The organism is Bradyrhizobium sp. 521_C7_N1_3 (genome assembly GCF_052075975.1).
Classification (GTDB): Bacteria; Pseudomonadota; Alphaproteobacteria; order Rhizobiales; family Xanthobacteraceae; genus Bradyrhizobium; species Bradyrhizobium japonicum.
Genome location: NZ_CP197232.1, coordinates 10,202,024 through 10,214,093, shown reverse-complemented (window position 1 = coordinate 10,214,093; position 12,070 = coordinate 10,202,024). Strand labels below are relative to the sequence as shown.

Genomic DNA, 12,070 nt, shown 5'->3' with positions numbered 1-12,070 from the left:
CGTCAAAAAACTTCTATTGAGAGATAAAGTTGCGTTGTGAGTGCCATGAAGGGGTCCTGCCAGGATCCCTCAAAGGGCACGACCTCAAGCGATTCCATCGTCGGACACAGCTCCGCCGTTCGGCGCGAACGCCGCGGGTCGGACTGGCGATGTCAGAGATGGAGGGGTCGCGAGGTCAGCGCGTACTCGGCGCTCCGTCACACGCGGGAGGCTGGAGGTTGGGCTGATCTAAACCGGCATCGTTGGAGTAGGTGGCTTGTTTCAATACCGCGTTGAGTCCGTAAGACATGATACCCTCCCCGTCCTGCCGTGATTGCTCACGGCAAGGTCCTGCGTGTCCTGAAGACAACTGCGACTGAAGTCGCCGATGTCCCGCCCTTCTGCACTGTTCGTCCGCTCGGCTACGCCATCAAGTGTGTCGCGGTAGTTTCATGACATCTCTCGTTTGCGTCTGGCGCGAGCGGGATCGAAGATCCCGTTTGGAGACATTCAGACAAAGAGCTACCGTTCCCATATTGCTATGGGTCTTGAACCGACAATCGCTTGTTGAAGCGTCGCCAACGTGCACACCGCCGCCGATTTGCACGCTCGCCCCGTTTCTAAAACCGCGCTGGTCATTAGATCGTGGGCGCTGCGGACGACTTAAGGAATACACTAAGCGGAAAGACTCGCAATGAAATTGATTCACACTTGAGGCGACTAAAAACTTGACCAGCGTTAACGCCGCGCGGGAGTTGTACACAGGCTTGCGAGCAAGAGTTTGAATCCGTGCACAGATTCGAAGGCGCCGCGCGTCATGTGACAAATCTTCGCCACCGCCAAAAATTTTTTACAAAAGCGTCACGCGCACGCCTTGCGGGCAATTTTTCCAAATGCTTGTCGCCACTATGTCGATAAGTGATTATTGAGACACCGCTTTTTGAGTCTCGTTTCGCAGGGTAACTCCATCGCGAAACCTGTTCCGGGAAAACTACGGTGTGCAGAACTCTCGCACGCGCGGATTCAACTTAAGCCCGCCCCGCAGGGGTTTTTCGCAGCGCAGTGAAAGTTTCCGCTGTTGCAAAAACGTCGGCTCGTAAAATCACGGGTGCTGCACAGCGAAGGCGTCGCTACTCTTCCAGCGGAAGCGTGGTCGCCCAACGACCGCAAGTGCGAATTGTGACAGGCAACAAAAAGCCCGGCGGAAGCCGGGCTGATTGACGAGCGCGATGTCGCTCCGATCAGTCGATCGGATGACTCGACGAACTTACTTCGCGAGCTTGGCGATCTGCGCGGTGAGCCGGGAGACTTTGCGGCTGGCGTTGTTCTTGTGAACGATGTTGCGCTGCGCGGCGCGCATCAGCGCGGGCTCGGCGTTCGCCATCGCCTTCAGCGCGGCGGCGCGATCGCCGGTCGCGATGGCTTCTTCGACGGTACGCACGGCACCGCGCATCTGGGTGCGGCGCGACTTGTTGACGGCGGTGCGGCGGGCGATCTTGCGCGTCGCTTTCTTGGCGGAAGTGGTATTGGCCATGGTCTCAATATCCTTTGCGGTACCGGTCGCGTCTTGGTCGGGTAGCGCCGGCTGCTTGACCGCTTAATCGACGCTCGGATTTAGGGTGTTCGGTTGCTGGGCTGTTCCCGGAACACGAGCGACGGCCTTGCGGTCGTCTCTGAGGCTCCAAGCCTTTAAAGCTCATGGAGCCTGCAACTGCTCAAAGAACAGCGGCGGCAGGATTGCGCCCACCGCCAGTTGGCGCCCTTATAGAGGGGGTCTGCGGCACCGTCAACGCTTTCCGGGGCTGGAAAACAGGCCTTGGGCGCCCCAGCGCGCGCCGTAACGCCCTGAAGAGGTTGAATTTCTGCCGTCGCCCGGCTATTGGCTGGCGGCATTGCAGAGGTCGTCCGATCAGACGACCATATAGGTGACGCATGATCCGCGGCTTTTTCCGACTGATTGGGCTGTTGCTGCTGGCCGGCGGGTTCATCTTCATGGTCTATGACGGCGCCCGCTGGGTGGCCGACCAGACCCTGCGATTCACCCGGTTCGGCCAGTTCTGGAACGACATCAACCAGGCCAGCCAGACGGCGTTCCGCTCCTGGGTCGAGGCCAAGGCGCCCTGGCTCTGGACCTCGGTGATCCGCCTCGTGCTGGATCAGCCGGTTTTCGCCGTGCTCGGCATTTTGGGCATCCTGCTGATGATCCTGTTCCGCCCGCGGAAACCCTTGATCGGATATTCCCGGGATTGATCTTTCAATTCCCGCCGAGACTGAACCTCGCGTTGACGGCAGCCGTAACAGGGCTGCCCCCTCCTGCGTAGATACCTATATTCCCACCTTGATCGCGAGCGCGCCGCCTGAGCCCTTGGCTTGTTGCATTGGCTCAAGCGACGGACAGCTCGTCTCGGAGAGCCAATCATGCTGTTCATGCGCAAGACCACCGCATTGCCGAGCGCCACGGAGGCGCTGCCGGGCCGTGCGCAAGCCATTCCCACCGCGACCACCCATTTCGTCAACGGCGCGAAGTTGCAGCCGCCTTATCCCGCGGGCCTCGAGCAGGCCGTGTTCGGGCTCGGCTGCTTCTGGGGTGCCGAGCGCAAATTCTGGCAGCTCGGCGACGGTGTTTACGCGACCGCTGTCGGCTATGCCGGCGGCCACACGCCGAACCCGACCTATGAGGAGACCTGTTCGGGACGCACCGGCCACACCGAAGTGGTGCTGGTCGTGTTCGATCCGAAGAAGATCTCTTACGAGAAACTCCTGAAGACGTTCTGGGAGAGCCACAACCCGACGCAGGGCATGCGCCAGGGCAACGATGTCGGCACGCAGTACCGAAGCGCGATCTACACTTATTCAGATGCGCAGAAGAAAGCGGCCGATGAATCGAAGGCGCTCTATCAGAAGGCGCTTGCAGCCAAAGGTCTCGGTGCCATCACCACAGAGATCGCGCCTGCCGGCGCGTTCTATTTCGCCGAGGACTACCATCAGCAATATCTGGCGAAGAACCCCGCCGGCTATTGCGGCCTCGGTGGCACCGGCGTGTCCTGCCCGATCGGCGTAGGTGTGAGCGCGTAGGTGTAAGCCGCCGAAGTGCTCTTGCTTACCCTCCCCTGGAAGGGGAGGGTCGGCTCACATTGAGCGCAGCGAAAATGTGAGACGGGGTGGGGTGAAGGTCTGTCCACGTCGAACAGCGATCGCGTGGAGAGATCACCCCACCCCGCTACGCATTCGCTTCGCTGCATGCGCAGCGACCCTCCCCCTCCAGGGGAGGGTTGAAGCGCTCAACGCTTTGTTAACCATAACCGGTGCAAGACTGGAGCCGTCTCGTTTCGAGGGATAGGTCCTGTGCCGGTTGCACGCGCGTTTCGATGGTCGATCCTGACGGCTTCCTTGGCAGCGTCCGCCGCGCTTGCCCTCGGCGGCTGCATGCAGACCGCCGGTCCTGTCGCGGTCATGCAGCCCCGTGCCGATCTCGACTCTAAGGCCTATGGCCAGCCCTATGGCGCACCGCAGCCGGTCGTCGTCGCCGACGGTGGCGGCGCCATCGGCGCGCTGCGCAATTCGTTTGCCGCCTCGCCTGCACCCATGCCGGTCGGCTACGCCGCGCCGACGGCGGCGCCGGTGCGCTACGACTCCTCCTATCATCTCGATGCCGGCGACAGGCTGCGCGTCGTGGTCTACGGCCAGGAAGGCCTCACCAACAGCTACGCCATCGATGCCGGCGGTTCGATTACCATGCCGCTGATCGGCGGGGTGCCGGCCCGCGGCCGCACTCCGGCGGGTCTCGCCGGTGAAATCGCCGCACGCCTGCGCAACGGTTACATCCGCGAGCCCTCGGTCGCGGTCGAGATCGAGGCCTATCGCCCGTTCTTCATCCTCGGCGAAGTCACCGCACCAGGCCAGTATCCTTATGTGCCGAACATGACGGTCGAAAGCGCGGTCGCGATCGCCGGCGGCTTCTCGCCCCGCGCCAAGCGCGACGTGGTCACCGTCACGCACACCGAAGCCGGCGGCGCGATGCGCGCCATCGTCCCGCTCGGCACTCCCTTGAGCCCGGGCGACACCGTGTTCGTCGGCGAGCGCTGGTTCTAGCTCACCGCCTGAAATCCAGCCGTCCGTTCGGAAAGCATCCGTCGATGCGCGTGCCATCGACCACGAGCCCGACCCATGGCCGCGTGATCGCAGGCGTGGTCAGGTTGATGTACTTTCCGACCAGGCGCGCGCCCTCGCGCGCAGCATCGATCAGGCCGTGCCGGCGGCCATGGTCCCAGTCGAAACGCAGATAGATCCGGCTCCCCGCGATGCGGATATCCGCGCGCCCCTCTTTCCATCTATCCGGCGTGTCGCCCGCAATGGTCGGATCGGCGCCGCCATTCCATCTGCTAGCCCAGATGCCTTCGAGCGGATCGGAGAGGGCGGCAATGGATGTCCATGCCGCCGCGTTGACGTCGGCCGCATCGCCGGCCGGCGTGGCGGTCGCCGCGTAGTCCATAACTTCAGAATCGTCCGGGCCCGGGACGTCCATGGTTCCGAACGGATTGCGGATGACGAGGTGCGTGATGGCTTGCTGCATGGCGATCTCCCGGCGCGAGTTGGCTTGATCGGCCAGCTCTATCGCCGGGTGCCGTGATGCAGCCACCCGTTTCCCGCTTTGAGGAACGGTGCCAATCTCTCGTCTCGTCATTCAGGGGCGCGACGAAGTCGCGAGCTATGATGCGCAATTGCGCATCTGAGAATCCATAACCCCAGTTCGTGGTTATGGATTCCGGGCCTGCACCGCTTCGCGGCGCATCCCGGAATGACGGAAGAAAGATGTGCGCCTTACGTCAGATGCTTCGCGAAAAACGCCAGGCTGCGCGGCCAGGCGATATCCGAGCTCGCCTTGTCGTAGCTCGGTCGCTCGTCGCAATGGAAGCCGTGCTGGGCGCCCGGGTAGATGAAGACCTCCACATCAGGCCGCTTCGCCTTGACGGTCTCGACGTCGGTCAGGGGAATGCCGGCATCCTTCTCGCCGAAATGCAGCTGTGTCGGCACCTTCGGTTTCTCGTCAGCGAAGCGCACCACGGCGCCGCCGTAATAGCCGATCGCGGCCTTCAGGCCCGACAGCCGCGTCGCCGCGACAAAGGCGACGCTGCCGCCCAGGCAAAAGCCGATGATGCCGACCGGCCCGACGCTCTTCACCGCGTCGATCGCGGCCTGGGTGTCGCGCAGCATCGCGTCCCAGTCGGGACTGGCGACGAACTTGCGTGCCTCGGCGATCTCGTCGGGCGTGTAGCCCGACTGGAAGTTCGGCGAGGTCCGGTCGAAGATCGACGGCGCGATGGCGACATAGCCTTCCTTGGCGATGCGGTCGCAGACCGAGCGGATGTGGTGATTGACCCCGAAGATCTCCTGGATCACCACCACCGCGCCCTTCGGGGCGCCTGAGGGATCGGCGCGATAGGCGCCGAGCTGGAAATTGTCGGAAGCCCTCAGCTTGATGTCTTGTCCCACGCGGGTTGTCCTTCTTGGTTGGTCGTCGATCGGGAATTCGCTCGTTCCACGAACTCGTCATGGCCGGGACAAGCCCGGCCATGACGATCCGGAAATGTCGGCGCACAACGCTCTCACTCCCACATCCAGTTCTCGCCGTAGTCTTCCTTCCATCCCGCCAGCCGTCCGTGACGGAATTGCAGGAACAGGCGATGGCGGTAGGGGATCAGTCCGCTGCCGCCGAGGTTGCGAAGCGCGAGATAGATCTCGTTGCCGGGCCGCCCGCGCACATATTGCAGCGGCTGCCCCAGCGCTCGCGCGGTCTGCTCGGCATCCATGCCGAAGGCGAGCGGCGTGTTGTTCGACAAGGTCGCAACGAAGGGCCGGCGCGGCGGCGTGCCGCCGAACGGCTCGGCCTGTGCAGACATCGATAGCAGCACCGCGCTCGCAGCCAGTATCGCTTGCTTCATTGCCAGTGTCCCTGTCCGACCGTCCTATCCCGGCAAGTTCTTCAGGAAAGGCGTCACCGCGTCAATAAAAGCCTTGGGCTGATCGATGTTGACGGCGTGACCGGCGGCGGGGATCACGACCTTTTGTGCGCCGGGGATCTTTGCGGCCATGTAGTCGGACGCCGCGAGGAACGGCGCGTCGTCGGCGCCGACCACGATCAGCGACGGCACCGTGATGTCGGGGAGCAGCTCGATCACGCGGGCGTCGCGCTGGGTCAGCATGCCGCGTGCGGCGAGCGCCAATCCCCTGGCGTTGCGATGGCGCGCAGTGGCGCGCTCGCGTGTCGCCGACTTCAGCATGTCGAGACCTTCATGGTCGAGCTTGTCGGCGGTCGCAAGCGCCCGTGCATTCCAGGCCTCGCGCGCGTCGTCCTTCTTGAAGCCGGGGCCGGTGTCGATGATCAGCAGGGCACGGGCGCGTTGCGGATAAGCGCGATAGAACGCGAGCGACATGTAGCCGCCGAGCGAGAGCCCGCCGATGATCGCGCGCTCGGTGCCGACCGCGTCGAGGATCGCGGCGATGTCGCCGACGGTGAGCGCTTCGCTATAGGCATGGGGATCGTCGGGATAGTCGGACTGGCCGTGGCCGCGCATGTCCCACAGGATCAGCTTGTGGTCCTTCGCGAGCGCGTCGACCTGGCCATGCCACATCGCCGAGGTCGAGGAATAGCCGTGGGTGAGCAGCAGTGGCGGACCCTCGCCGTGAACTTCGTAGTAGATCCCGACGCCGTCCCGATCGATCCTTGGCATTGCTTCCGCCCTTTCTTTTTATTCTAGCCGCGAACTCGGTGCTTCACCTCCCCTGGAGGGGTCCGGGACGAGCGTAGCTCGCCCGTGGGTCGGCTCACATTGAGCGCAGCGAGATGTGAGACGGGGTGGGGTGACGGTCTCTCCATCTCGAACAGTGTTCCTCGCGGAGAGATCACCCCACCCCGCTCGCGCTCCGCGCAATCGACCCTCCCCCTCCAGAGGAGGGTAAGCGTTCGCCCGTGGCTGCACTCTACTTTGCCAAGTTACCTCTGAGAAACTGCCTGAACGTGATGGCACGCATGTGCGACGCGCTCGCTGTTGCGTCCAGTCGCTGCATCAACGCCGCTGTCGCAGCGCACAACGAGCGAGTGCCGCGATAGTTTCGATCGATTCCAAATTGCATTTGCCTCTGGCTGCGAACCCGATCATTCTCGCGCTCAAGGTGGGCGCCAGCCCGGTGGGCGTCCACTGTTCAAGTTGCCGCCGTAAGCGGCTTCATGCACCGGCAGGGGAAGACGCCTATGCCAACTCTCACCATCAACGGGCGGAGTGTGTCCGTGGATGCGGCGAACGACACGCCGCTCCTCTGGGCGATCCGCGAGCAATTGCAGATGACCGGCACCAAGTTCGGCTGCGGGGCCGGGCTGTGCGGTGCCTGTACCGTGCACGTCAACGGCGAGGCCGTGCGCTCGTGCCAGACCATGCTCAGTGATGTCGCCGGCAAGAAGATCACCACCATCGAAGGCCTTTCCGCCAAGGGCGATCATCCGCTCCAGAAGGCGTGGATCGCCGAGCAGGTGCCGCAATGCGGCTACTGCCAGTCCGGGCAGATCATGCAGGCGGCCTCGCTGCTGGCCAAGAATGCCAATCCGACCAAGGAGGAGGTCGTGGCGCATATGGACGGCAATCTCTGCCGTTGCATGACCTATTCGCGGATCCAGAAGGCGATCATGCGCGCTGCCACCGAGATGCGCACCGCATCCGTCTCCGGCAACGAACGGAGGCCCACATGAATAAGCACGTGAACACCATTACAGCCGAGACGACCGATCTCAGCCGCCGCTCCTTCCTGGTCCGCACGGCAGCGACCGGCCTCGTGCTCGGCTATGCCGGCGTGCCCGGCATCGGTGAGGCGCTCGCTGCGCCTTCGAACTTCGAGCCGAGTGTCTGGTATGCGATCGCGCCCGATGGCCTGGTCACCGTGACCTGCGGCAAGGCCGACATGGGCCAGCACATCGCCTCCACCATGGCGCAGATCGTCTGCGAGGAATTGGGCGCGAAGTGGAGCGACATGCGCGTCGCGCTTGCCTCCAACGATCCGAAGTTCAACGACCCCGTGCTGGGTGCGCAGATCACCGGCGGCAGCTGGTCGACCATGATGAACTTCGACGCGATGAGCCGGGCCGGCGCAGCCGGACGGGCGGCATTGACGGAAGGCGCGGCCGCCGCGATGGCCGTGCCGGCGTCGGAGCTCGTGGTGCGCGATTCCGTGATCTCGCATCCGAAGTCGAAGAAGCAGATGTCGTTCGCCGATGTCGTGAAGAGCGGCAAGGCGACCAAGACCTTCACGCCGGACGAGCTGAAGGCGATCAAGCTGAAGACGCCGGACCAGTACACCATGATCGGCGTGTCGGTGCCGCAGCTCGACATCCCCTCCAAGACCAACGGCACGGCCAAGTACGGCATCGACGTGATGCTGCCGGGCATGGCCTATGGCGCGGTGGTGACGCCGCCGGTGCGCTTCGGCGCTACCGTGAAGTCGGTCGACGACTCCGCTGCGAAGAAGGTGCCGGGCTTCATCAAGGCCGTCACCCTCGATGACAAGACCGGCACGACATCGGGCTGGGTCGTCGCGGTCGCCAGCACCTATGCCAACGCCAAGAAGGCGGCGCAGGCGCTGAAGATCGCCTATGACGGCGGTCCGAACGCGAAGGTCTCGAGCGAGTCGCTGCTCGACGAAGCCAAGCGGCTTCAGAAGCTCGACGATTCCGGCCAGTTCTTCGTCAAGGATGGCGATCCCAACGCGGCGTTCGGCTCAGCCGCAAAGGTGCTGGAGGCGGAGTACACCACCAGCATCAACATCCACGCGCCGATGGAGCCGATGAACGCCACCGCGGAGTTCAAGGGTGACATCCTGCACATCTATTCCGGCAACCAGTTCGCGACGCGCTCCGGCGCGATTGCGGCAGGCGCCGCCGGAATCGATCCGAAGTTCGTGGTGATGCACCAGATGTGGCTCGGCGGTGGTTTTGGCCGCAGGCTCGACGCCGACATGATGGTGCCGGCGGTGCAGGCGGCGAAGGCCATCGGCAAGCCGGTGAAGGTGATCTACACGCGCGAGAACGACATGACGATGGATTTCTCGCGTCCGCTCACCTACCAGAAGGTCAAGGCCGGCGTGGACGGCGACGGCAAGCTCGTCGCGCTCAGCCACGACGTCGTCTCGGCCTGGCCGACCGCGCGCTGGGGCATCCCCGATTTCCTGACGCCCTCGGTCGACAAGAAGGGGCCGCTCGATTCCTTCACGGTGAACGGGGCCGACTTCTTCTACACCGTGCCCAACCATTATGTGCGCGCGATCAAGAACGAGCTCGCGCACAATGCGACGCCGTCCGGGCAGCTTCGCTCGGTGGCGCCCGGCTGGACGTTCTGGGCGGTCGAAAGCATGATCGACGAGATCGCGGCTGCGACCGGCAAGGACCCGGCGCAGTTCCGCGTCGCGCTGCTCGACGGCAAGGGCAAGAACGATGGCGGTGCGCAGCGACTGCGCAACACGCTGCTCGCCGCGATGGGTCTCTCAGGCTACGGCACCAAGCAATTGCCGAAAGGTGAGGGCATGGGCGTGGCCTGCGTCTCCTCGCAGGAACGCGCGACCGCGAGCTGGACGGCGTGCGTCGCCCATGTCGCGGTGGCGCCGTCGGGCGAGGTGACCGTGAAGAAGCTCACGGTCGCAACCGACGTCGGCACGCAGGTGCATCCCGACAACATCCGTGCCCAGGTCGAGGGCGCGGCGCTGTGGGGGCTGTCGCTGGCGATGTACGAGAAGGCGACGCTCAAGGACGGTGGCATCGAGCAGACCAATTTCGACAGCTACACGCCCTTGCGCATGAGCCAGATGCCCGAGGTCGCCGTTGCCGTGATCGCCAACGGCGAAAAGGCCACCGGCGTCGGCGAGCCCGCGGTGACGGTCATCGCCCCGGCCATCGGCAACGCCATCTTCAACGCCTCAGGCGCCCGCATCCGGGCCCTGCCGATCACGGCCGAGGCCGTGAAGGGGGCGATGAAGGCGTAAGGCTGAGCGTATTTGCGAGGTAAGTGATCCGCCGGAGGCCAACCTCCGGCGGATTACTTTTGGGGTTTCCTGTATCTCGACATTCACCGTCATGCCCGGCTTGTCCCGGGCATCCACGTTCTTCGTGCCGTGCGTCAAGGCGTGGATGGCCGGGACAAGCTCGGCCATGACGGAGAAAAATTCCCCTTTGTCATCAATGCCCCTTCTACTGTGCATGGGGTTGTTTTCGCCGTTTTGACTGGAAGCAGGGCAGGGACCCCAATTCCCTAAAATTGCACCCAATTCCGGAGGGTTCCGTTGAGCACGCCTCTTAAGGGCCGGAGAACCTGATCCGGCTTAGGCTGACGCCAAATCCAGTCCCGTGCTCTGGGGAAGCCATGAACGCGCCAGCCAAATCCGCCGCCAAACGCCGGCTCTTGCTCGCTTCCGACCGGAGCGACGAGAGCACCGAGCTTGCCAGCATCCTGAAGGCCGTGGGCGACGTTTCGACGGTGACGACGCAGGACATTCCCGAGCAGCCATCGCGCGATCTGTCCGGTCTCGTGGTCGACATCAATCTGCGTTCGCCCGAGAGCGTGCAGCGGGTGCGCAACAAGCTGCGCGGCGACGGTTATCGATCGATGCCGCGCCTGTTCGTGCTCGCCGATGCCCTGCATCACGGCACCATGCAGGCCTGGGCGCTGGGCGCCACCGACACGATCTCGCGGCCGCTTCAGCCCGATGCGATTCTTCAGCGCATCCGCGCCGCATTCCCCGACACCGCCACCTATGACGCGACCGATCGCGGCAAGACGCTCAACCGCGGCGTCGAGGCAGCGCATGCGGTGCTGGCGAAGATGTTCGAGAAGCTGCCGCTCGGCGTGCCCCTGACCTTCGACGACGTCATCGCCGCCGAGAGCAAGATCCTGAAGGCGATCAAGCACTCCTCGCTGCGCGAATGGCTCACCACCGTCGGCTGCCATCATGTCGGCAGCTACCGCCACTGCCTGTTCGTCACCGGCTTCGCCGTCGCCTTCGCGCAGCATCTCGGCATGCGCGAGGACGACCAGCGTCGCCTGACTCGCGCCGCGCTGCTGCACGACGTCGGCAAGGCCTTCGTTCCCTCCGCGCTGCTCGACAAGCCGGGCAAGCTCACCGACGAGGAGATGGCCGAGGTGCGCCAGCACCCGCGCCGCGGCTATGATGCGCTTGCGGAGCAAGGCGGCTTCCCGCCGGAGATGCTCGACGTCGTGCTGCATCACCACGAATTCCTCGACGGCTCCGGCTATCCGAACGGCCTGTCGTCGAACCAGATCAGCGACATCGTGCGGGTCACGACGATCGTCGACATCTACGCCGCACTGGTGGAGAAGCGCGCCTACCGCATGCCCTTCACCCACTCGCGCGCCTTCACGATGATGGAAGGCATGGGCGGCAAGCTGGATCAGCAACTGCTGCAGGCGTTCCGGCCGGTGGCGCTGGGATCGTTCTGAGCGAGATGCCGTAGGGTGAGCAAAGGCGCGCCCTTCGCGCGCCGTGCCCACCATGCTTCGGTTTGTTGACGTGGCATGAAGCCTCCCGTGCAGGCCCGCATCTTGATGGCGGCCGCTTTGGGATGATCGCGTCTTCCTGCCATCGGTTGGCGCCGGAGAGCCTCAATCCTCGTACGACGAAATCTCGATCAGACTGCCATCCGGATCCCGGCAATAGACCGAGCGCAGCGTGCCGCGGGCGCCCTGCTTGGGAACCGGGCCTTCCTCGATCGCGACGCCATGTGCCTTCAAATGCGCCACCACCTCGTCGGGCGCGGCAGAGGTAAGGAAGCACAGATCCTCACTGCCGGCGGTCTGATGGTCCGCGGTGAACCATTCCACCTTGTCGGCATCGCGCGGCCGGACGTTGATCTTCTGGTTACCGAATTGCAACGAAGTCCGCGGCGCTTTGCCGCCGCCGGGGTCGAACACCTTGACTTCCATGCCGAGAATCTTGCGGTACCACTCGGAGGTCACTGCGACGTCGGCGACGTTGATGACGAGATGATCGAGGGCTTCGACCTTGACCGGCATGCCTTATCCTTTCGTCGTGATGC

Annotated in this window: 12 protein-coding genes; 6 read left to right on the top strand and 6 right to left on the bottom strand. The window is 63.9% G+C overall.

All coding sequences use genetic code 11. The features are described 5' to 3' along the window. Positions 1-1,246: 1,246 nt before the first annotated feature. A complete protein-coding gene (rpsT, locus tag AB7008_RS48375; RefSeq protein ID WP_014491015.1) occupies positions 1,247-1,513 on the bottom strand; it encodes a 30S ribosomal protein S20 in 267 nt (88 codons plus the stop codon). 398 nt (positions 1,514-1,911) lie between these two features. Between rpsT and AB7008_RS48370 the strand changes: the two genes are divergently transcribed. The 3 genes from AB7008_RS48370 (at position 1,912) to AB7008_RS48360 (ending at position 4,071) form a co-directional block, all read left to right on the top strand. After that, the gene (locus tag AB7008_RS48370; RefSeq protein ID WP_014491016.1) at positions 1,912-2,229 is read left to right on the top strand and encodes a hypothetical protein; all 318 of its coding nucleotides are present in this window, start codon (positions 1,912-1,914) and stop codon (positions 2,227-2,229) included. A 168-nt stretch (positions 2,230-2,397) separates the two neighbouring features. After that, on the top strand, positions 2,398-3,054 hold the full coding sequence (gene msrA / locus AB7008_RS48365; RefSeq protein WP_063980097.1) for a peptide-methionine (S)-S-oxide reductase MsrA: 657 nt from the start codon (positions 2,398-2,400) through the stop codon (positions 3,052-3,054). Positions 3,055-3,324: 270 nt separating this feature from the next. Next, positions 3,325-4,071 (top strand): polysaccharide biosynthesis/export family protein, encoded by a 747-nt coding sequence (locus tag AB7008_RS48360; protein ID WP_441261168.1) that lies wholly within the window; start codon positions 3,325-3,327, stop codon positions 4,069-4,071. Position 4,072: 1 nt separating this feature from the next. On the opposite strand, the gene AB7008_RS48355 is transcribed toward AB7008_RS48360, so the two are convergent. From AB7008_RS48355 to AB7008_RS48340, 4 genes are all read right to left on the bottom strand, one after another. Further along, positions 4,073-4,552: a hypothetical protein gene (locus AB7008_RS48355; protein WP_028155363.1), complete on the bottom strand. Its 480-nt coding sequence runs from the start codon at positions 4,550-4,552 to the stop codon at positions 4,073-4,075. Positions 4,553-4,800: 248 nt separating this feature from the next. After that, positions 4,801-5,472 carry a dienelactone hydrolase family protein gene (locus tag AB7008_RS48350; RefSeq protein ID WP_304492131.1) on the bottom strand — a complete coding sequence of 224 codons (672 nt, stop codon included), beginning with the start codon at positions 5,470-5,472 and terminating at the stop codon, positions 4,801-4,803. Between the two features lie 113 nt (positions 5,473-5,585). After that, on the bottom strand, positions 5,586-5,921 hold the full coding sequence (locus AB7008_RS48345) for a hypothetical protein (RefSeq protein ID WP_028151120.1): 336 nt from the start codon (positions 5,919-5,921) through the stop codon (positions 5,586-5,588). Positions 5,922-5,945: 24 nt separating this feature from the next. Further along, on the bottom strand, positions 5,946-6,710 hold the full coding sequence (locus AB7008_RS48340; protein WP_304492130.1) for an alpha/beta fold hydrolase: 765 nt from the start codon (positions 6,708-6,710) through the stop codon (positions 5,946-5,948). Between the two features lie 521 nt (positions 6,711-7,231). Between AB7008_RS48340 and AB7008_RS48335 the strand changes: the two genes are divergently transcribed. The 3 genes from AB7008_RS48335 to AB7008_RS48325 all read left to right on the top strand — a co-directional run bounded on the left by AB7008_RS48335 (position 7,232) and on the right by AB7008_RS48325 (position 11,474). Beyond that, positions 7,232-7,723, top strand: coding sequence for a (2Fe-2S)-binding protein (locus tag AB7008_RS48335; protein ID WP_304492129.1), 492 nt, complete (start codon positions 7,232-7,234; stop codon positions 7,721-7,723). Continuing rightward, a complete protein-coding gene (locus AB7008_RS48330) occupies positions 7,720-10,002 on the top strand; it encodes a molybdopterin cofactor-binding domain-containing protein (RefSeq protein ID WP_441261167.1) in 2,283 nt (760 codons plus the stop codon). The genes AB7008_RS48335 and AB7008_RS48330 overlap by 4 nt, the downstream gene beginning before the upstream one ends. Before the next feature lie 377 nt (positions 10,003-10,379). Next, positions 10,380-11,474, top strand: coding sequence for an HD-GYP domain-containing protein (locus tag AB7008_RS48325; protein WP_014491025.1), 1,095 nt, complete (start codon positions 10,380-10,382; stop codon positions 11,472-11,474). A gap of 162 nt (positions 11,475-11,636) precedes the next feature. On the opposite strand, the gene AB7008_RS48320 is transcribed toward AB7008_RS48325, so the two are convergent. Continuing rightward, the gene (locus AB7008_RS48320; RefSeq protein WP_041957129.1) at positions 11,637-12,047 is read right to left on the bottom strand and encodes a VOC family protein; all 411 of its coding nucleotides are present in this window, start codon (positions 12,045-12,047) and stop codon (positions 11,637-11,639) included. Positions 12,048-12,070 lie beyond the last annotated feature (23 nt).